This is a genomic window from Cupriavidus lacunae (genome assembly GCF_003353055.1).
Classification (GTDB): domain Bacteria; phylum Pseudomonadota; class Gammaproteobacteria; order Burkholderiales; family Burkholderiaceae; genus Cupriavidus; species Cupriavidus lacunae.
Map to the genome: position 1 here is coordinate 91,036 of NZ_QKWJ01000004.1, position 18,713 is coordinate 109,748.

17 protein-coding genes are annotated in these 18,713 nt (G+C 63.3%); 5 read left to right on the plus strand and 12 right to left on the minus strand.

What is annotated here, in order from left to right; all coding sequences use genetic code 11:
* Positions 1–7: 7 nt before the first annotated feature.
* From DN412_RS05325 to DN412_RS05370, 10 genes are all read right to left on the minus strand, one after another.
* The gene (locus DN412_RS05325) at positions 8–775 is read right to left on the minus strand and encodes an enoyl-CoA hydratase/isomerase family protein (protein WP_115013551.1); all 768 of its coding nucleotides are present in this window, start codon (positions 773–775) and stop codon (positions 8–10) included.
* Positions 768–2,021 (minus strand): CaiB/BaiF CoA transferase family protein, encoded by a 1,254-nt coding sequence (locus tag DN412_RS05330; RefSeq protein ID WP_115013552.1) that lies wholly within the window; start codon positions 2,019–2,021, stop codon positions 768–770. Before DN412_RS05330 ends, DN412_RS05325 begins: the two co-directional genes overlap by 8 nt.
* A 100-nt stretch (positions 2,022–2,121) precedes the next feature.
* Positions 2,122–3,222, minus strand: coding sequence for an SMP-30/gluconolactonase/LRE family protein (locus DN412_RS05335; protein ID WP_244222562.1), 1,101 nt, complete (start codon positions 3,220–3,222; stop codon positions 2,122–2,124).
* 146 nt (positions 3,223–3,368) lie between these two features.
* Entirely contained in the window at positions 3,369–3,917 is a 549-nt protein-coding gene (locus DN412_RS05340; RefSeq protein ID WP_115013553.1) for a 2,4'-dihydroxyacetophenone dioxygenase family protein, read from the minus strand.
* Between the two features lie 272 nt (positions 3,918–4,189).
* The gene (locus DN412_RS05345; RefSeq protein ID WP_115013554.1) at positions 4,190–5,023 is read right to left on the minus strand and encodes a GntR family transcriptional regulator; all 834 of its coding nucleotides are present in this window, start codon (positions 5,021–5,023) and stop codon (positions 4,190–4,192) included.
* Between the two features lie 147 nt (positions 5,024–5,170).
* Positions 5,171–5,665 carry a YbhB/YbcL family Raf kinase inhibitor-like protein gene (locus tag DN412_RS05350; protein ID WP_115013555.1) on the minus strand — a complete coding sequence of 165 codons (495 nt, stop codon included), beginning with the start codon at positions 5,663–5,665 and terminating at the stop codon, positions 5,171–5,173.
* A 138-nt stretch (positions 5,666–5,803) separates the two neighbouring features.
* Positions 5,804–6,412, minus strand: coding sequence for a PqiC family protein (locus DN412_RS05355; RefSeq protein WP_115013556.1), 609 nt, complete (start codon positions 6,410–6,412; stop codon positions 5,804–5,806).
* Positions 6,409–8,040, minus strand: a complete 1,632-nt coding sequence (locus DN412_RS05360) for a PqiB family protein (RefSeq protein WP_115013557.1) — start codon at positions 8,038–8,040, stop codon at positions 6,409–6,411. The genes DN412_RS05355 and DN412_RS05360 overlap by 4 nt, the downstream gene beginning before the upstream one ends.
* Positions 8,024–8,698, minus strand: a complete 675-nt coding sequence (locus DN412_RS05365) for a paraquat-inducible protein A (protein ID WP_115013558.1) — start codon at positions 8,696–8,698, stop codon at positions 8,024–8,026. The genes DN412_RS05360 and DN412_RS05365 overlap by 17 nt, the downstream gene beginning before the upstream one ends.
* Positions 8,695–9,327, minus strand: a complete 633-nt coding sequence (locus tag DN412_RS05370) for a paraquat-inducible protein A (RefSeq protein ID WP_115013559.1) — start codon at positions 9,325–9,327, stop codon at positions 8,695–8,697. The genes DN412_RS05365 and DN412_RS05370 overlap by 4 nt, the downstream gene beginning before the upstream one ends.
* Positions 9,328–9,620: 293 nt before the next feature.
* On the opposite strand from DN412_RS05370, the gene DN412_RS05375 reads away from it, so the two are divergent.
* The gene (locus DN412_RS05375) at positions 9,621–10,331 is read left to right on the plus strand and encodes a TetR/AcrR family transcriptional regulator (RefSeq protein ID WP_244222571.1); all 711 of its coding nucleotides are present in this window, start codon (positions 9,621–9,623) and stop codon (positions 10,329–10,331) included.
* Between the two features lie 15 nt (positions 10,332–10,346).
* Here DN412_RS05375 and DN412_RS05380 read toward each other — a convergent pair whose 3' ends face one another.
* Complete coding sequence (locus DN412_RS05380; RefSeq protein WP_115013561.1) at positions 10,347–11,060, minus strand: TetR/AcrR family transcriptional regulator; 714 nt, start codon at positions 11,058–11,060, stop codon at positions 10,347–10,349.
* 372 nt (positions 11,061–11,432) lie between these two features.
* On the opposite strand from DN412_RS05380, the gene DN412_RS05385 reads away from it, so the two are divergent.
* From DN412_RS05385 to DN412_RS05400, 4 genes are read left to right on the plus strand one after another with little or no spacing between them, the layout of a single operon-like run.
* Positions 11,433–12,545 (plus strand): efflux RND transporter periplasmic adaptor subunit, encoded by a 1,113-nt coding sequence (locus DN412_RS05385; RefSeq protein WP_123060206.1) that lies wholly within the window; start codon positions 11,433–11,435, stop codon positions 12,543–12,545.
* Positions 12,542–15,595, plus strand: a complete 3,054-nt coding sequence (locus DN412_RS05390; RefSeq protein ID WP_115013562.1) for an efflux RND transporter permease subunit — start codon at positions 12,542–12,544, stop codon at positions 15,593–15,595. Before DN412_RS05385 ends, DN412_RS05390 begins: the two co-directional genes overlap by 4 nt.
* A 44-nt stretch (positions 15,596–15,639) precedes the next feature.
* Positions 15,640–16,989, plus strand: a complete 1,350-nt coding sequence (locus tag DN412_RS05395; RefSeq protein WP_244222563.1) for a TolC family outer membrane protein — start codon at positions 15,640–15,642, stop codon at positions 16,987–16,989.
* Between the two features lie 12 nt (positions 16,990–17,001).
* Positions 17,002–17,736, plus strand: a complete 735-nt coding sequence (locus tag DN412_RS05400) for an MgtC/SapB family protein (protein ID WP_115013563.1) — start codon at positions 17,002–17,004, stop codon at positions 17,734–17,736.
* 155 nt (positions 17,737–17,891) lie between these two features.
* Here DN412_RS05400 and DN412_RS05405 read toward each other — a convergent pair whose 3' ends face one another.
* Complete coding sequence (locus DN412_RS05405; RefSeq protein WP_115013564.1) at positions 17,892–18,689, minus strand: crotonase/enoyl-CoA hydratase family protein; 798 nt, start codon at positions 18,687–18,689, stop codon at positions 17,892–17,894.
* Between the last annotated feature and the right edge of the window lie 24 nt (positions 18,690–18,713).

Here is an 18,713-nt window from a genome sequence, read left to right on the forward strand (position 1 = left end):
CATCTCCCTATCTGCCAGTCCACTTGGGCTGGCGCTTCTCGCGGAATGCCAGCTGGCCTTCGCGCGCGTCCTCGGTCAGTGCAAACAGCCCGATCTGGCTTTCCGTGAACGCCATGGACTGCTCGAACGACATGGTTTCCATATGCTTGAGCGTGTACAGCCCCCGACGGATGGCCGCGGGCGAATTGTTCAGCAGGCGGGTCAGCAGCAAGTCCAGCCGGGCGTCGAGATCGTCGCTGGCATCGTTGATGAGTCCTATGGCCAGCGCTTCCCTCGCGGACAGTGGCTCGCCGCACAGGCACAATTCGGTGAGCGTGCGACGTGGCACCAGGTGCTGCAGCACGCTCAGGACCTGCGCCGGGAACAAGCCCAGCTTGACCTCCGGCAGGCCGAAGCGGGCGCCTTCGCTAGCTATCGCCAGATCGCACATCGCCATCAGCCCCATGCCGCCCGCCATGCAGGCGCCGTTGACACGGGCGATCAGCGGCACCGTCGACTGCCTGGCGCAGCGGAAAAGGTCAGCCATCCCCAGGTAGGGCTCGGCGTAATCGAAGGCAAAGGATTTGCCGGTCTGCAGATCGGCGCCGGCGCAGAACGCCTGCTCGCCCGTTCCGGTAATGACCACAGCGCGGATGTCGGCATCGCGATTGGCGCGCAGGATGCCGTCGCGAAGTCCCTGCAGTACCCCCGGCGTGATGGCATTGCGGCGCTCCGGCCGGTTGATGGTCAGGTAGAGTGCTGCGTCCCGGACCTCGCTCAGCAGTTCATCATTCATGGGGGGTTTCTCCTTCGGTGCGTTGCGCCTTTGACCCATCCCTGGAGATGCCTGACGCGAACAATGTATCGATGGCGGGGTCGTCGTAGCCGGCCTCACGCAGTACCTCACGGCTGTGCTCACCCAGGCTTGGTGCATGGCGGCGGCTTGTCGGTGGGGTGCCATGCCATTCGCTGGGCACCGCCATTTCCCGGATACGCCCGACGGCCGGGTGGTCCGATTCGCTGAAGAAACCGATGTCCCGCAAATGGGGATCGTCCAGCAGCGACTCGAACGTGTGCATCGGAAAGACCGGAACATCGGCCTCCTTAAGCAGGGTGCGCCATGCCTCGGTGGTGCGCTTGGCCATTTCGTCGCTGACCATGGCATACAGGTCGGTGATGTTGGCGGTGCGGGTGTTGATGTTGGCGAAGCGCGGATCGGTGTCATACAACTCCGGCTTGCCAATGACCTGGAGGAAGGCCCGCCAATGATGATCGTGATAGATCAGGCAGCAGACATGCCCGTCCTTGGTCCGGTACGGGCGCCGCTCGGGCGAGAGCAGGCGCGGATAGCCGAAGCCGCCCTTTGGCGGGACGAAGGTCTCGCCATACAGGTGGTCTCCCATCACATAGGGAACCATGGTCTCGAACATGGGGACATCAACGCGCTGGCCCTTGCCGGTGCTCGTCCGCGAATACAGGGCGGCACAGATCACGCCGAAAGCATAGAGCCCCACCGAGCGATCCGCGATGGTGATTGGCAGGTACCGCGGACTGTCGCCGCTGCCCAGCGAAACGGCCAGCGGCAGGCCGGTTGCGGCCTGGATCAGATCATCGAAGGCTGCCTGGGGCGCGTAGCGTCCGCGCTGCGAAAAGCCGAACATGCCGACATAGACCAGGCGCGGATTGATGGCCGACAGCGTTTCATAGTCTAGCCCCAGCCGCTGCATGGCCTGCGGGCGCACGTTATAGGCCAGCACGTCGGCATCCCGTACCAGGCAGAGCAGGGCCTCCCGGCCCTCGGGCGCTTTCAGGTCAAGCACGATGCTGCGCTTGTTGCGGTTCAGGCCCAGGAAAAGCGGCCCCAGCTTTTCGTCGCCGCAGGGACCTATGCCGCGCGTACTGTCTCCGCACGGAGCCTCGACCTTGATCACGTCGGCGCCAAGGTCAGCCAGCATCTGGGTGGCAGAGGGCCCCATGAATACCGACGTGATGTCAACGACTTTCACGCCGGCCAGTGGCCCCGTTGTCTCCTCTTTTTTCATGTTCTCTCTTTGTCTCGGTGGGTCAATGAATGACGGCTGGCGCGAAGGCCGCCGTTCCCTGCCGATTGGCTGCGGCATCGGGCTTGCAGCAATGCATCGGTCATCGGTCGAGCTCCGGCCTGGCCAGCTCTGGTATCCGCTTCTTGATTTTCGAGACGGTATGGAGTTTCACCCGCTGCGCCCACGGCCCATCGATGGTGCGCAGATTCTTGTCCTTGAGATGCGCCAGGCCGAGCTCGTCGCTGAGCTGCGCAAGGGACGTCTCGACATCGAGCGAGAGGTTGGTGACAAGAACGTCGCCGCCATGGAAGACGAGGCTGTTCGACCAGAGGAAGCCGATGGGCGCCCCCTTGCGATCGATGCCGCCGAAGTCGCCGAGCTTGGCAATCACCCGCCCCTGCGTCGGCTCGAGCACGAGAATCTCGTTGGACTGGTTGCACGCGATCCAGAGGTTGTCGTGCTCATCGATCTTCACACCGTCGGGTCCGCCGCCGATCCGGTTGACGAAGACCTCAGGCGTGCCGGGCTCGAGCGTCGAGCCGGTCACCGGTATCCTGACAATGGTGTCGTTCGACGTATTGGCGACGAACAAGGCCGTCTTCTTGTTGTTGAACGCCAGGCCATTGGCGCCGATGGTCGGTGGTATCCGCGTGGGCTTCAGCAGCGCGCTGGTGACCCATGCCGACGCTTCGCCGCCGTCGGGTCCGACCTTCCAGATGATGCCCTGGTGGGCGTCGGTCACGTAGACGTTTCCGGCGGGGTCGAACGTTAACCCGTCGAGGCCGGGGTTCTTGCCGGTGACCGTCATGAACACGGACGAGGCACCCGTCCTGGGATCGACGCTCAGGACCTTCGCGCCCAGGTAGTCGACCACGAGCAACTGGCCCGTCCGGGGATGGAAGCCGAGGTCAAGCAACAATCGGCTCGAGCCCTTGATGCTGACAGTGCGCAGGTGCTTGCCCTGCGGGTCGAACACAAGAAGCGCGCCCTCGCTCGTCCTGGGTTTTTCCACCGCCACCGTGACGACGTAGACGTTGCCCTCGCGGTCCACGGTGATCCCCTCGGGATGCGCCTCACCCGCGGGCAAGGTGGCGAATGTCTCAACCTTGCCGCGCTCCCAGGCTCTTGCGGCTAGCGGCGTCGCCAGCAACGCAAGCAAAATCAGCATCGGCAGTATCGGCATCCTGTGGGCTTTGATCATTCTCATGTTGCACTCGCTCAATCGCGCGGATTGATGGATCGTCACTAATTGATCTGATCGGTGTCGTACACGCTGGTCTCTGAAGGAGCAGAGGAACGGCACCGCGCAGGCCGACGAGCGGCCTGCCATGGTGGTAAGTCGCCTTTTTAGTCCTCGGTAACGTCGGAGCCGTTTCCGCGGACGTAGGGCAACGGTCCGATGTCGCGCGCCGCCGCGAGCGTGTGGAGCGCGTGCTGGATCGAGAGCGCGTCATTGAGCGAGTGGAAGGTGCCGTCCTCGTTGAAGCTCACCTGCGCGCCTTCGATCCAGGCGATGGTGATCGTGTCCTCGGTGTTGTCCTCGGGGGTGTAGAAGGTATGCACCGAGCCGCCGGGTTCGTACAGGTAGGAGCCGGCCGTCTGCGGTTGGTCGGGGTACTCGCGATACTTCCAGCAGCCCTGGATCGTCCACACTTGCGCCGTACCGGTGTGGTAGTGAATCGGCAAGGAACAACCAGGTTCCACGATGGCCATGAAGACCCACTCTCCGCGCTCCGGGTCCAGGCGCAGCGGCTTGATGTGGATGCCCGGAAAGACGTCCTTGATCAGCGGGATCTGCTCGATGTTGACGGTCAGGAGCTTGTCCTGCGGCAGGGCGGGCAGCGGCAGCTTGGCGCCGGTGGACGTGGTGGGCTGCGCGAGAATTCTTGCAGTCATGAGTTGTCTCCGTTCGTTAGAGGATGTGAAACAGTGGAAGAAAGCGGCCCTTTGATGAGACGGAAGAGGCACGCCGGTCCGGCGGGAGAATCAGCGCTGCGGCGGCAACGCGCCGGAGGAATAGAAGCGTCCAGCGCAATGATGAAGCCTGGCTAACCCCTGCCGGGCCTGCATGTCACCATATACTTCTAAAGTTCTAATGTTGGAATGTTAGAGGTTGCAGAAGGATTTTTCAGCCCCTTGTTTACCCTAGGGACTGAACGAGGAGGCCTTTAGCCTTGCTTGCGCTCGCTAGTGCTACTGGCTGCCCGGCGTTGGGGTTCGGTGAGGGCGGGCACCGTTTTCAATGCGGACGCGGGGAGGTCGATCTCGGAGACGTAGCGGTCACCTCGATACCAAGTGACGCCTACGTACAGCACGCCGCCTTTGCCGTCGAGAAGACGCCGCGACATCTTCGCGACGGGTGAGGCGAACGGAATCTTCAGCATGTCGCACAGAGGAAAATCCGCTGGCATCACGGTCATGCGTTGTCGCACACGTTTGCTGCGCGAGCCCAGTTCATCGAGCACCGCGGCGAGAAGCTTTTTCTTCCTGGCGGTGTCCTTGGGCAAGGCGTCGAAGACCGACGCCAACACATAGATCTCCGCGTAGCAGAACGGCTCGCCGGAGTAGGTGTGCAGCTTGCGGACAGAGACGTATTCGCCGTCCGGCTGGTCGCCCGGTCCGAGCAGTTCCTGCGGCACCCCGATGCGGCGCCGGACTTCGAGTACCTCAAAGGCGAGCGCCTCAGGCGCGGCGAACGGATCGTTGATCGCCAGTTCGATGTCGCCCGTGGCGGCGGGCAGGGCAGCCACGTGAGTCCCGATGCCCCGCTGGCTACGAATCAGCCCTTCTTTGGAAAGCAGCTCATACGCCTGCCGGATGCTGACGACGGCCACGCCGAGGTCAGCCGCGAGCTGCGTGATCGGCGGCAGCAGCATGCCTAGCGGATACTCGCCCTTTGCGATCCGGTACCTCAGCAACGAGGCCAACCGCTGATATTGCGCAACGCCTCGTTCAGCCAACAGCTCCGCCCGCTCAATCCCCGTAGTTCGATCGTCCGTCATTCCCATTGCCTGCCATTCAGAACATTGGAGTATGCACCAGACGGGCCTTGGCTGGCCGGCGTCCACCGACGGTCGGCTGGACTCGGCAGAGTCTAGTGGCGCGGTGGCAGCAGGTGCACGTTGCCTTTGCCGTCGCCGCCGCGATATCTAGCGTTTGTAGAGGCCGGTCAGGGTAGCCGTGGCGAGCGTGTTCTGGTAGATGAAGAAGCGCACCACAGCGTTGGTCGGGTTGGCCGGCAACTCCAGCTTGGGCACGCCCAGTGCATGCACGGTGAAGATGTAGCGGTGCGCGGGCAAGCCCTTGGGCGGGCAGGGACCGCCGTAGCCGATGGCGCCGTAGTCGTTGGCGACCTGAGTGCCGCTGGCGCCCAGGTCAGTGCTGTCGCTGGAGCCCAGGCCTGCGGTGAGCCGGGTGACGGACGAATCGATGTCGAACAGGATCCAGTGCCAGAAGCCGCTGCCGGTGGGCGCGTCCGGATCGTACAGCGTCACCGCGAAACTCCTGGTGCCTTCCGGCGCCCCCTGCCATTGCAGCGCGGGCGAACGGTTCTGGCCGGTGCCGTCATAGCCATCGAACTCATGCACCAGTTGCAACGGATCGTGATCCTTGAATTCGGGCGAGGTTAATGTGAAGTTGCTCATGCCATCTCCTTTCACTTGATGTTGATAACGCAGAAGGCCGTATCGTCCGGAGCTGCCTGCGGCCTCCGGACGATCCCATCGCCGTCAGCCCACCTCAAAGCGGCTTGCGGCACCCATGCCTTGCGCATTTCCCCGTGTCTAGCGGTTAAGCGATTGCACGCCGGCTGCGATATCGGCCGCCGTTGCTGCGAGGATCTCCCGATACGCATTCACCACGCCCTCCAGCTGCCCGGGCGCCGGCACCTCTGTTTCGGTGCGGCCGCTCAGCACCTTGCCGTCCGGCAGTCGCCGCACGGTCCAGGCGATGGTCGCTGCTGCCCGCTTGCCCACATCGGCGTCGAGGGCTACCACATCAGTCGTCACGCGGAAGGCCGGCTGCGCCGCCGGCAGGCCGTGCTGGTAGACATCCACCGCATCAAGACTCGATTGCAGTTGCTGCGACAGCGCATCGCGCAATTCGTTGGGTAACGGCGATGTCCAGCGCGATGTGTCGGACAGCGTGACGCCCCCGCTGGTGCCGTCACGCACCACCAGCTGAATGCGGTTCAGCCGCTCGGGCACGCGCACCGGCGTGACCTCGATCCATAACGGGGCGCCGCTACGGCTGGTTCGCCCCGTCACGGCCGGCGCGGCGTCCGAGCGACTGCCAGCCAGGGTGTAGTAGTGCGGCTCGGGCGACGCGCAGCCGTTCATCATGACCGTGGCCGCGGCAGCCAGCGTAACAAGCATCGTCAGACGTTTCATCATTTCTCTTCCTTCTTGCCTTGCAGGAGCGCTTCGGGATGCCGCTCGAGATAATCGGTGAGCGTGCGCAGCGAGACGGCGGTTTGCGTGAGTTCCTGCATCATCCGGCGCGTATCCTGTTGCAGCGATGCGTCGGGCGCCAGTGCGCCATTGGCCGTGGCGAGCGTGCGACGCACATCCTGCAGCGCGGCGACCACCTGTGGTGCCACATCGCCATTGACCTGTGCCACGAGCTTGTCCGCCTTGACCAGCATCTTGTTCATCGACACCATCGCCGTGCGCGCATCCTGCCCGATCTGGTCGAACGGCACCTTGCCGATCTTGGTCACGATGTCGCCAAGCTTGGCCTGCAGTTCGTCGAAGGTGCCCGGCGTGGTTGGAAGTTCCGGAAGCGGCGCGTTCAGGTCCGGATCGGCCGGCAGAGGCGCCTTCGGAAAGAAATCGAGTGCCACATATAGCTGGCCGGTCAGCAGGTTGCCGGTGCGCAACTGCGCACGCATGCCGCGCTGTACCAGGCTATGCACGATGGCAAGCTTGCGCGTGTCGTCAGCCACGTCTTTCTCGCGCAGGCCCATGCGAGACGGATAGAGCTCCACCACCACAGGCATGCGGAAGGCCTTCTTGTCACGCTGGTACTCGATGCCGATCGAGCGTACCTGCCCAACCGTCACGCCGCGGAAATCGACCGGGGCACCCGGAGACAGGCCGCGCACGGACTGATCGAAGTTGAGCACTGCCAGCGCGGGGGCCAGTTCCTCGGGTTCCTTCATGGCTTCGGACTGGTCCGCCGCCAGCAGGAACTCGGTGTTCTCGGCGGCCGCGGCGTGCGCGGTCGAGTGCTCCGGTGCCTGGAAGGCCAGGCCGCCAAGCATCACGGTGACCAGCGACTGCGTGGACAGCTTCAGCCCGTTCGCGTCGAGCTTGAGATCGACGCCGCTGGCATGCCAGAAGCGCGTATCGGCCGAGACGAGCTTGTCATAGGGCTTGTTGACGAAGACCCGCAGCGTGATGTCGCGGCCGTTCGGCTCGAGTTGATACGCCACGACGTGTCCGACCTGCACGCGGCGATAGTAGACCGGTGAGCCTATGTCGAGCGAGCCCAGGTCTTGCGCACGCAGCACGAATTGCCTGCCCGAGGCATCGGCAGTGACAGTCGGCGGGACTTCGAGTCCGGTGAAGCTGCGCGTCGTCTCGCCTGACTTGCCGGCATCCACGCCGATATATGCGCCCGATAGCAGCGTCTCGAGCCCCGACACGCCGCTCATGGCAAAGCGCGGCCGCACCACCCAGAAGCGGGTGTCGGCCACGGCGAAGCTCCTGGCATCCTTGGTCAGCGCGATCGTCGCGATCACATGCGAACGGTCCGCTGCCAGCCGAGCCGTCTTGACCAGTCCGATATCGACGTCCTTGTAGCGCACGGGGGTCTTGCCTGGGGTCAGGCCTTCGGCGGTACGGAATGTGACAGTGATCTCGGGCCCGCGCGACGCAAGCGTGCTGATCAGCAGCGAGAGTCCGACCACCGCCGCAACGATCGGGATTACCCAGACGAGCGAGGGTAGCCAGCGCGCGCGGGGCTCGCGTCCGGGCTGCGGTACACCATGAGGCGGGGGATGATTAGCGTGATCTGGCATGGTCGGATTGCGGAAATTCGATGGGGGAAGGCGGCGTCTCGATCGCATCCCACAGCAGGCGGGGATCAAAGCTCAGTGACGCGAGCATGGTCAGTACGACAACCGAGGCAAAGGCCAGGGCCCCGGCCCCGGGCGTAATCGTGGCCAGCGCCCCGGCCTGCACCAGCGAGGCCAGCAGTGCCACCACGAAGATGTCGAGCATGGACCACCGGCCGATGACCTCGACCAGGGCGTAGAGGCGGGTCTGTTCGCGGATGCGCCAGGTCGATCTGCGGCGCACCGATATCAACAGCAATGTCAGGATCATCATCTTCAGCAGCGGGACAACAATGCTGGCGATCAGCACCACGATTGCCAGCATGTATGAGCCGGACAGCCACAGATAGATCACGCCGGACATGATGGTGTCGTGCTGCGTGCCGAGAATTGACTGCGTCACCATCACCGGCAGCAGATTGGCCGGGATGTACAGAAGGTAAGCGGCCAGCAGGAAGGCCCAGGTGCGCGACGCGCTGGCCGGCTTGCGATGATGCAGTACGGCGCTGCAGCGCGGACACGGCCGGCCCGCGAGCGTCTTCGGACTGAGCCGGTCGCAAGCTTGGCATGACAGCAGTCCGTGCGAAGTGGCGGTAGCGCAGGGCGATTGAGTCGCGGTCATGATGCGGGGTCCGGCGAGCAGGTTGGCATGCCATCTGCGCCGTGCGCATCGAGGTGGTGCCACAGTTCGCGCGGATCGAAGGACAAGATGGCGGCAAGTACGACCACGAGCGCGCCGAACGACCACAGCGCGACGCCAGGCAGCACCTGCGCGATGGTCGACAGCTTCACCACCGTCACCAGCACGCCGATCATGAATACCTCGATCATGCCCCAGGGCCGCGTCTGGAGAATGCCGCGCACGATGCGGTCGAACCCGGGCGGCTTGCGCCGCTGCGCCATCGGCACGAGTAGGTAGCACATCATCAGCAGCTCGGCCAGCGGAAACAGGATGGTCGTGGCGAACACGATGATCGCCACCAGCGCCATGTCGCCTGCGTAGAGTGCCTGTACCGCGCTCCATAGCGTGGTCTCCATGCGCGAGCCCTTGAGGTCCATGGCGACAATTGGGTACGCGTTAGAAATCAGAAGCAGGATCAGGGCAGTCACCACGAGCGGCAGCAAGCGGCGATAGGCACGCAAACTGTCGCGATAAAGCGCACCGCCGCAGCGCAGGCACGTGGCACGCTCGTCCGGTTTCAGCGCCACGCGCGTATGGAGTGCGTCGCAATGCTCGCATGCCACCAGCATGTTCGGATCCTGCGTCGGAACTGGCAGCGAGGAGTGGTTCTGATGCACGACGTGTCCTGGGGAAAATTATCGGCCTCGTTGCGTGAGGCAAGCAGCGCATGAGCGCAACGGAATCTTTCATGAGTTCCGTATTCTTTCACATAATGACTTATGTGTCATCGTGACATTATGTATGTTATAAGAAGCGCACTGACACCGCTGCCGCCAGGGCATTCATGGCGTACGCCATGTTGGCGGCGTTGTAGCGGCGTATTGATATAATCGCCTCGTCACATAAGGTCCTCTAATTGAAGATGCCTGCCGATCCAGATTCCAAAGACCATCGTCCTCGCGTTGCCGCGGAGCGGCGTGCACGGATGCGCCAGCGCCTCATTGAAAGCGCGATGATCGTTTTTGCGCAAAGGGGCGTCGGAGCCAGCGTGATCCCGGAAGTGATCGCGTCAGCTGGCGTCTCGCAAGGTTCCTTCTACAACTACTTCCGTACTAACGAGGATCTGCTGGCGGCTGTCGGCGACGCGCTCAGTCACGACATGGTGCAAATGATCGAGAGCGTGGTCGGCGATATCGAAGAGCCGGCGTTGCGTGTTGCAACGGGTATCCGCTTGTACCTGCACCTTGCGCGATCCTATCCTGTAGTGGCGCAATTTCTTTCCGGTACGGGGCTGCTTTTGGTCAGCAACAAGAGCGCTGCCGTGTACGAATACCTGCCCTCGGATATCAAGGAAGGCCTGAAGACGGGCACGTTCGACGAGGCGTCGGCCGACGTTGCATTGGACATGGTGGCCGGCGCCGGGCTGATCGCTGTTCACCGCATGGCCAAGGGAAGGACAACCAGGGACTACCCCGAACGGATCGTCCGCGCATTGTTGCGGTCGCTGGGCGTGCCAGCATCGAGTGCCGTACGGTTGACCTCCGCGCCTTTGCCAAAGCTGGTGGCGCCGCCGGAATCATTGCTCGAAAAGGCCCAGGAGAAGCTCGCCGCCAAGGCCGAGCCCTCCAGCTAGCGAGCGAAGCTGGCGCTACGGCGTATCGCTGATCGATTCCGCGAGCAAGCCGTCGAACAGCGCTCCGCTCGCATGCAGCGGCGACCTGGATATCGCATCGGCCGCTGATTCCTCCACGCCCAGGGCGCGCAATGCCACGGCAGCGGCGAGTTCCGAAAAATCTTCGCGGCCTTCGGTTTCAAGCATGCTCTGCATTGCGCTCATTGCGGCGCCGGCGACGATATTGAACCCCAGGGCGATCGGCATGCGCTTGAAGCGATTGCGACGAACGCCTTCCTCTATATCCCTGCGGACAAACTCCAGCATGGTCGGTGCCTGGTAGCCCGCCCATCCGAGCCGGCCAAGGATGCCAGCCGCACCCGGCTGGTGTACCGTAAGTATCGACGCCAGCCGTATGCCCCTGGCGATGTGTTCGGCCGGGTCGTCGTGGTCGCGCACTATGGGATCGGCCGCCCGTACCCACTGTTCAGCAATCTTCCCGACAAGCTCCTGCACGATCGCGTCAGACGACGGAAAGTACTTGTAGAACGTTCCGCGTGAAACCCGTGCCGCCGAAATGATGTCGTCGATGGAAGGCGTCGCGGTGCTGTTCTCCATCATCAAGCGCATCGCACTGTTCAGCAACAGCGAGCGCATACGTTGCCGTCGCTTTGCAGCAACTCGCTGACGGTGGTCGCGAGTTACCCGCGGTTCTGTTTCGGCTGCGAATCTCGTCTGCATCCGGATCATCGATCTGTTCTCTCCTCATCGTCAATGCGTCGACAACGCCGCGCGCCGGTTTTCCTGCGTCGCTGGCCTATGTCCGTCGCATCACTTCACGTATGGCGATTGTTCGTTGCCCACCACGTCTATCCGGGTGCGCGCGCTTTCTTCGTCTCACGCGGTCCGGGACGTCAAATTCGCCCCGCCACCACGAACAAAATAAATTATACGTCATCATGACATGTAAGTCAGTATGAGGTATATTTCGGGCAACCGGAAAGGGCGGAAGCCCGAACAGGCCTGCCGTCACCGACGCCAGCACGAGACCGTGGAGCGGCTCGGTGGCGTGGATCGCTGATGACTCGCAGGCGAGCGACGGACCTTAGTGGAGGGTAGAAATTGAACAGGAACTATCGAGCGGCGGCTGTTGCCGTCATGGCGGTGCACGTGCTGGCCGCGTGTACACCGGGCCCCGCATCCGAACACGCGGACGTAAGGCCGGTGCGGACAGTGGTCGCCGGACGTAGCGCCGGGTCCGTCGGCGCGACCTACTCAGGCGAGATTCGGGCGCGTTACGAAAGTCAGTTGGGATTCCGCACGGCCGGCAAGATCGTCGCGCGCATGGTGGAAGTTGGAAGTCATGTCAAGCGTGGCCAGCCGTTGTTCCAACTCGATCCTACGCAGGAAACGTTGCAGGTAGCCGCAGCGGGTGCGGAGGCTGATGCAGCAAGAGGCCGGGTAGCGCAGGCGCGGGTGGACGTTCGGCGCACCGAGCAGCTGCTCGCCCAGAACTTTGCCTCGCAAGCTGAGCTGGACCAGCAGCGGCTGGCCCTTAACCAGGCGCAAGCACAACTGCGTTCGGCACAGGCGCGCCAGCAGCTGAATGCCAACATGCGCGGATTCACCACGCTGGTAGCAGACCGCGATGGCGTGGTCAGCGCAATCAACGCGGAAGCCGGCCAGGTGGTTGCAGCCGGGCAGACGACCGCCACCGTCGCGGCTGACGGCGAACGCGAGGTCTCGATCAGCATTCCTGAGTCGCGAGTCGACGAACTGCGTAAGGCGTCGACGCTGAAGATCACGGTATGGGCGCATCCGGACAAGTCCTGGACGGGCAAGCTCCGGGAGCTTGCGCCGGATGCGGACAGCGTCACGCGGACGTACTCGGCACGCATTTCCATTCAGGACGCGGATCCGGACCTGCTGCGGCTAGGCATGACAGCGTCTGTCATGGCACCCGACGTGGACGGCAGTGGCGTGGTCCGCGTGCCGCTGACCGCCATTGTCGATCATGAACGCGGCCGACAGGTGTGGGTGGTTGACCCGAAGACGTCGCGGGTGACTGCGCGTGAAGTCAAGCTGGGCGCCGCGCAGAACGACAGCGTCATCGTGGTTGGGGGACTGGCGGGCGGAGAGACCGTGGTCAGTGCCGGTGTGCATATGCTGCAGCCTGGCCAGCAGGTGAAAGTGGCCGAGGCGGTGTCTGTCGCCAGGGCGGGGGGTGTGAAGTGAAAGGTATCAACCTGTCCGAATGGGCGCTGAAGCACCAGCCGATGATCGCGTTCCTGCTGTTGCTGTTGTCCGTGGCCGGCGTGCTGGCCTACAGCAGCCTGGGCCAGAAGGAGGACCCCGAGTTCACGATCAAGACCATGGTCGTGCAGGCGTACTGGCCGGGGAGTTCCGCCCAGCAGATGGCCGATCAGGTGACCGACAAGATCGAGCGCAAGCTGCAGGAGGTGGCGGAGATCGACTATACGTCCACCTACGTGAAGCCGGGCGAAACGCAGGTCAAGGTCAACCTGCGCGAGGACGTACCACCGGGCGCCGTACCCGATGTGTGGTACCAGGTCCGGAAGAAGATGGGGGACATCCAGCATACCCTGCCACAGGGCACGCAGGGCCCCTTCTTCAATGACGAATTTGGGGACACCTTCGGTAACCTCTATGCCATCACGGGCGACGGCTTCGACTATGACGATCTCAGACGGATTGCGGACGCCGCACGTAATGAGTTTCTTCGTGTCGGCGACGTCAACAAAGTCGACCTGGTGGGCAAGCAGGAGCAGAAGATCTATGTGGAGGTCTCCACCGCCAAGCTCGCCTCGCTGGGAATCGACCCGGCACTGATCGCGTCGACGCTCGCACAAACCAACGCCGTGACTTCGGGCGGGACGGTGCAAACCACCGCGGAACAAGTGCGGCTTGCAGTCAGTGGCGAGTTTGACTCGGTCGAAGGGATTCGCGCCATCGGCATCCGTGCCGGCCAGCGTACCTTCCGTCTTGGCGATATCGCAGAGGTCCGTCGCGGCTTTGTGGAGCCTGCCACCTCGAGGATGCGCTTCAACGGCAACGAGGCGATTGGACTTGCGGTGAGCATGCGCAAGGGCGGTGACGTCATCCGGCTTGGCACCAGGCTTGACGAAGCGGTAAAGCGTATCGGCTCCAACCTGCCGGTGGGCGTGCAGATCCATGCGGTCAGCGACCAGCCACGTATCGTCGAGCATTCCGTTTTCGAGTTCAAGAAGAGCCTGGCCGAGGCAGTGGTCATTGTGCTCGTTGTGAGCTTCCTGTCGCTGGGTTTTCGGACCGGACTGGTTGTCGCGCTCAGCATCCCGCTCGTGCTGGCCATGACATTCCTGGCGATGTACGTGATGGGCATCGACTTGCAGCGCATCTCGCTGGGTGCGCTGATCATTGCGCTCGGACTGTTGGTGGACGACGCCATTATTGCCGTCGAAATGATGGCGCTGAAGCTCGAGCAAGGCTGGGACAAATTCCGCGCCGCCACATACTCCTACACGGCCACAGCCTTCCCGATGCTCACCGGCACGTTGATCACGGCGGCGGGCTTTCTTCCGGTCGGCTTTGCGAAGTCGGGCACGGGCGAGTATGTGTACTCGCTGTTCCAGGTGGTGGGTATTTCGCTGCTTCTGTCATGGATCGTGGCGGTCCTCTTTACCCCTTACATCGGCTTCAGGCTGTTGAAGGAGCATGCGCACGCGTCGCATGACGAGGATGCGGTCTACCAGCGCGGCTTCTATGTCAGGTTCCGTCACTTCATCGACTTCTGCCTGAAGCATCGCGTTTGGGTGATCGGCATCACGCTCGCTACGTTCGTGGGCGCGCTGCTGCTGTTCAAGGCAGTGCCCCAGCAATTCTTTCCGGCATCTGACCGGGCCGAACTGATTGTTGACCTGTGGATGCCGAGGGCGTCGACCTTCGAGGCGAGTCAGCGCGAGGTGCAGAAGCTGGAAGGCCTGCTCAAGGGCGATCCGGACATTGCGGCGGTGACCAGCTTTGTTGGCAACGGTGCGCCGCGATTCTACCTGCCTCTCGATGCGCAGACGCCTAATCTGAACCTGGGCGAGATGCTGGTGATGACGAAGGGCGGCGAGGCCCGGGAGCGGGTGAAGGAGAAGCTCGAGCAGCTATTCAACGGAAGATTCCCGAATGTGCGTGGCCGAGTCAACCACCTGGAGAACGGTCCGCCTGTCGGTTACCCGGTGCAGTTCCGGGTGTACGGGCAGGACAACGCCAAAGTTCGTGCAATCGGGCAGCGGGTGGCGGAGATTATGCGTGAAGAGCCGCACGTGCGCCAGGTTAACCAGGACTGGGGCGAGCGTATCAAGCGCGTGCAGGTCGACGTCGACCAAGACAAGGCGCGTGCACTGGGAATAAGCTCGGGCCAGATCAAAGAAGCCCTCGAGGCGTCGCTGTCCGGCACGCCGATCACGCAGTACCGCGAGCAAGACCAGGGTATCGACGTGGTCTCGCGCCTCGTCGCCGCGGAACGCACGGACCTGAACAACCTGAAGGACGCAAAGATCTATGTGCGCGACGGCAAGTTTGTACCGGTCTCGCAAGTGGCGCGACTCACGCTTGACAGCGAGGACAGCGAGCTGTGGCGGCGTAACCGTGTGCCAACGCTGACTGTTCGCGCCGATATCGCAGGGGCGCAGGCACCGGACGTCACGCATGCGCTTCAGCCGAAGATCGACGCACTGGAGAAGGATCTTCCGCTCGGCTACGGCATCGAGATCGGCGGCGCTTACGAATCGAGCGCGAAAGCCCAGCATTCTGTATTCGCGGTGATGCCTGTGACGATCATCGTGGTGCTGGTGCTGCTGATGATTCAACTGCAGGACATGAAGAAGATGGCGATGGTCCTGCTGACCGCGCCGCTCGGGCTGATCGGTGTGAGCGCGATCATGGCCGCGTTCCGGATTCCCTTTGGTTTTGTCGCCATGTTGGGCGTTATCGCCCTCGCGGGAATGATCATCCGCAACTCGGTGATCCTGGTCGTGCAGATCGATCAGGACGTGGCCGCGGGTGTCCCGTTGTGGACGGCCATCGTCGAGGCCGCGGTGCGACGGCTGCGCCCGATCGTGCTGACGGCCCTGGCGGCAATTCTGGCGATGGTGCCGCTTACCCATTCCGTGTTCTGGGGCCCGATGGCGTGGGCAATCATGGGAGGGCTCGCCGTTGCCACGGTACTGACGCTCGTCTTCCTTCCCGCTCTGTATGCGACCTGGTACCGGGCCAGGCGCCCTGCGACCGTCTGATCGCGAATGTGACGTTGAGAGTAATTTCGATGAAGAGATTGAGTATGGCCCTGCGGGCCGGGCAGGTGGCTTTGGGCTGCGTGCTGTTCATGAACGCCGGAGAGTCGGGCGCTATCGATCTCGTGGGTGCCTATCAGCAGGCATTGGCGCATGATCCGACGAGCCTCGCCGCAAATGATGCGCTCACGGCGGGGCGGGAGAAGGCGGTGCAGGGCGACGCCTTGCTGCGTCCCCGCGTAAGCCTCCAGGCGACACTGGACAGGATCAACAATCGTTCGTCCGGCAACCCGCCTGCCGAGGTCGCGCCGTTGGTATCCAGCGATACTTCGGGAACTGCGCGGCAGGCCGGCGTGGTGCTGGTTCAGCCGCTGTACGACGGGACCGCGGTAGCCACGAAGAAGCAGTTCCGCGAACAATCAAACCTGGCGCAGACTCAGTTCGACCAGTCTCGCCAGGACCTGGCCTTGCGGGTGGCCGAGGCATACTTCGGCGTGGTGTTGGGCGAGGAAACGCTCCGTGTGGTGCAGGCCGAGAAGGCGGCCTTGCGACAGCAACGCGACCGCGCGAAGGCGCGCTTTGACATCGGCCAGGGAAAGATCACCGATCTCCATGAGGCCCAGGCGCGCCTGGATGGGGTGGAGAGCCGCGAAGTCACGGCGCAATCCGCGCTCGAACAGCGGCGCACGCGCTTCCTGGAAACCGTCGGCATGCCGCCCGATCAGCTCAGCGGGCTGGCACCCGGTTTCGCGCCGCGCCCGCCGGAACCGGACAATCTCACGGCGTGGCAGGCAAAGGGTGAAGAACAGAGCTACCTCGTCAAGACCAGGCAGTCGGAGCGCGACATTGCCGGCGCGGAGATCGATAAGTACCGCGTCAGCAGTCGCCCGACCGTCGCGCTCGTGGCGCGTTATGGCGCACAAGGGCAAACCGGCAACCTGGCTCCCTGGATTGCAGCCAGCAACACCCGAAGCGCGACGATCGGCTTGCAACTCACCATTCCGCTGTACGCGGGCGGCGGACTGGATTCGCGCGAGCGGGAATCCGTTGCGAGGAAGAGCCAGGCGGAGCAGGAGGTTGCCGCCGCCCGGCGAGACGTGCGCCTGAAGGTGCAGGACGGATTCCTCTCGGTGAAAACGGGCGTGTCGCGCGTCGCCGCACTCGAGCAGTCGTTGACTTCGGCACGTAGCGCGCTCGCGGCAACGACGCTTGGCCGGGACGTCGGTACCCGTACGCAACCCGACGTGCTCGACGCGCAGCAGCGAGTGTTCACCGCTGAACTCGACCTGGTCCAGGCACGCCTGGACTACCTCCTTGGCCGTCTGCGGCTTGCCGCCGCGGCGGGGGAATTGAGCGAGGAAACCTTGCGCTCGCTGAATGCCTGGCTCGTAGCCTGATCGCGAAATCCCATGCCAGGAGATCTGCAGCACTATTGGAGCGGCGCCTTTCTCGCCGCCAACGCGTTCATCGGGCTGAATATGGTGGGCGCGCTGCTGCTCGGCATGCTGGTTGGCTACGAGCGCTCATACAACGGCCGCGCCGCCGGCATGCGCACGTATGGCCTCGTCTGCATGGCGTCGACGGCATTGACTGTGTTCGTCGGCTACCCGGCGCTGTGGTACGGCGGTGTTTCAGCGCACGCCCAGGCAGACCCGACCCATATCGTCCAGGGAGTCGTCACCGGCTGCGGCTTCCTTTGCGCGGGGGTCATCATGAAGGATGGCATGAGCATCCGCGGCCTCACGACCGCGGCGTCCATCTGGGCCGCCTCGGCCATAGGGGTGTTGCTAGGCGTTGGATTCTATGCCGCCGCGTTGCTGCTCGCGGTGCTCTGCGTGGGTTCGATGTCGCTGTTGCACCGGCTGGAGTCCAGGCTCCCAGGGCGCGTGACGCTTGATGTATCGCTGACTTTCCAACCTGGAGAAGCGCCTGACCTCGATCTGCTGATCGACAGGGCAAAGTCCCGTGGCTATCGCGTGCTGCACGACAGCTTGACCATCACATTTGCCGACAACCAAGCTGTGTGGAGAGTCAGCCTGGTCGCACCGGACAAGGCGCGCGCAACATCGCCGGCAGCATTGGCGGCCGAGATGGCTGCAACACAGGGTGTCTCCCGGTTCAGCATCCTGCCGGTGCGCAGTTAAGCCGGGTAAGCGAGTACACCGAAACAACCTCTTCCTTGAGAGCCTCAAAATGCTTTTTCGATATTTATGTCTTTTGACATCTATATTCAGGAGCCGTTGGCCCGCTGTAGAAAACCGGAATCAGCTGGACTACGTTTTGTTGTGCCGGTTGCCACTCAATTGCCGCTGAACGTCGGCTTGCGCTTCTGCAGGAACGCCGACACGGCTTCGCGATGGTCCGCCGTCTGGTGCGACATCACCTGGAAGCTGGCCGACAATTCCAGCAGCGTATCCAGCCGCGTGTGCATGCCCTCGCGCAGCAGGCGCTTGGCCATGCGCACCGCGTGCGGCGGGTTGACGGCTACGGCCTCGGCCAGTTCGTTGGCGGTGGCAAGCAACTGGTCGGCTGGCACCACCTGCGATACCAGGTTCCATTCCAGCGCCTTGCGGGCATCGATCGTGCATGCCGTGAACGTCATTTCCGCCGCACGTGACAAGCCGATGATGCGCGGCAGCAGCCAGGCGCCACCGTCGCCCGGAATGATCCCCAGCTTAACGAAGCTCTCGGCAAAGCGCGCGTTCTCGGACGCGATGCGAATGTCGCACATGCAGGCCAGGTCAAGCCCCGCGCCGATGGCGGGGCCGTTGACGGCGGCAATCACCGGCACTTCGAGATTGAACAGCGCCAGCGGCAGGCGCTGGATGCCGCGCCGGTAGTCGCGCCGGATCTCCATTCCGGAGGCGTCGCCCGACGACTGGCGCTCCATTTCCTGGATGCTGCCGCCCGACGAGAAGGCGGTGCCGGCACCGGTGATGATGACCGTGCGCACGCTGGTGTCGGCCTCGATCCGGTCGATGGCTTCGAGGAACTCGTCCACCGCCGTGTTCCCGGTGAGCGGGTTGCGCCGGTCAGGCTCGTTCATGGTCAGCGTGACGACGTGGCCACGCTGTGCGTAATGCAGGAAGTTCGTCATGGTGTTCGGGTTTTCAGGCAACCA

Coding starts and splice junctions, on each gene's coding strand:
- DN412_RS05325 (WP_115013551.1), bottom strand. CDS start 775: ATGAATGATGAACTGCTGAGCGAGGTCCGGGACGCAGCACTCTACCTG.
- DN412_RS05330 (WP_115013552.1), bottom strand. CDS start 2,021: ATGAAAAAAGAGGAGACAACGGGGCCACTGGCCGGCGTGAAAGTCGTT.
- DN412_RS05335 (WP_244222562.1), bottom strand. CDS start 3,222: ATGATCAAAGCCCACAGGATGCCGATACTGCCGATGCTGATTTTGCTT.
- DN412_RS05340 (WP_115013553.1), bottom strand. CDS start 3,917: ATGACTGCAAGAATTCTCGCGCAGCCCACCACGTCCACCGGCGCCAAG.
- DN412_RS05345 (WP_115013554.1), bottom strand. CDS start 5,023: ATGACGGACGATCGAACTACGGGGATTGAGCGGGCGGAGCTGTTGGCT.
- DN412_RS05350 (WP_115013555.1), bottom strand. CDS start 5,665: ATGAGCAACTTCACATTAACCTCGCCCGAATTCAAGGATCACGATCCG.
- DN412_RS05355 (WP_115013556.1), bottom strand. CDS start 6,412: ATGATGAAACGTCTGACGATGCTTGTTACGCTGGCTGCCGCGGCCACG.
- DN412_RS05360 (WP_115013557.1), bottom strand. CDS start 8,040: ATGCCAGATCACGCTAATCATCCCCCGCCTCATGGTGTACCGCAGCCC.
- DN412_RS05365 (WP_115013558.1), bottom strand. CDS start 8,698: ATGACCGCGACTCAATCGCCCTGCGCTACCGCCACTTCGCACGGACTG.
- DN412_RS05370 (WP_115013559.1), bottom strand. CDS start 9,327: ATGCTGGTGGCATGCGAGCATTGCGACGCACTCCATACGCGCGTGGCG.
- DN412_RS05375 (WP_244222571.1), top strand. CDS start 9,621: ATGCCTGCCGATCCAGATTCCAAAGACCATCGTCCTCGCGTTGCCGCG.
- DN412_RS05380 (WP_115013561.1), bottom strand. CDS start 11,060: ATGATCCGGATGCAGACGAGATTCGCAGCCGAAACAGAACCGCGGGTA.
- DN412_RS05395 (WP_244222563.1), top strand. CDS start 15,640: ATGGCCCTGCGGGCCGGGCAGGTGGCTTTGGGCTGCGTGCTGTTCATG.
- DN412_RS05400 (WP_115013563.1), top strand. CDS start 17,002: ATGCCAGGAGATCTGCAGCACTATTGGAGCGGCGCCTTTCTCGCCGCC.
- DN412_RS05405 (WP_115013564.1), bottom strand. CDS start 18,689: ATGACGAACTTCCTGCATTACGCACAGCGTGGCCACGTCGTCACGCTG.